The sequence below is a fragment of the Geobacillus proteiniphilus genome (assembly GCF_001908025.1).
In the GTDB taxonomy this organism is placed as follows: Bacteria; Bacillota; Bacilli; order Bacillales; family Anoxybacillaceae; genus Geobacillus; species Geobacillus proteiniphilus.
Window position 1 is genome coordinate 1 of record NZ_MQMG01000148.1, and the last position, 489, is coordinate 489.

Annotated in this window: 2 tRNA genes; both read right to left on the reverse strand. The window is 52.4% G+C overall.

Annotated elements, in window-relative coordinates:
- Window positions 1-241: 241 nt before the first annotated feature.
- Window positions 242-317, reverse strand: a tRNA-Ala gene (locus BRO54_RS18940).
- Between the two features lie 6 nt (window positions 318-323).
- A tRNA-Ile gene (locus tag BRO54_RS18945) sits at window positions 324-397 on the reverse strand.
- Between the last annotated feature and the right edge of the window lie 92 nt (window positions 398-489).

Below are 489 nucleotides of genomic sequence, written 5' to 3' on the forward strand. Positions count from 1 at the left end.
GCGTCTCGGCTTCTTCCTGTCTAGCTTCGGCGCCTGGCTCTCTTCTGCCAAATAACCTTCCCCCTCGGGGTGCAAGCACCCCAGCGGGTGAAGAACATTTGGCCTCGAGATCGCCAGGATGGCGATATTTCGCCGTTGCCCGCAGGACGCGGGCCGCTTTTAGGCGAAATAACGAGCCTCCGCTTTTCTTTCCGGTTATCTAGTTTTCAAGGAACGATTTTCATTGGAGGAAACATCGATATGGTGGAGCCTATCGGGATCGAACCGATGACCTCCTGCTTGCAAAGCAGGCGCTCTCCCAGCTGAGCTAAGGCCCCATCCGATGGGCCTAAGTGGACTTGAACCACCGACCTCACGCTTATCAGGCGTGCGCTCTGACCAGCTGAGCTATAGGCCCATATACACATTGCAAGGAACGATAAGTTCCCTCAAAACTAAACAAAACAGCAAGCGTCATTATAATCAAACCATTCGATTTTGTCAATAACA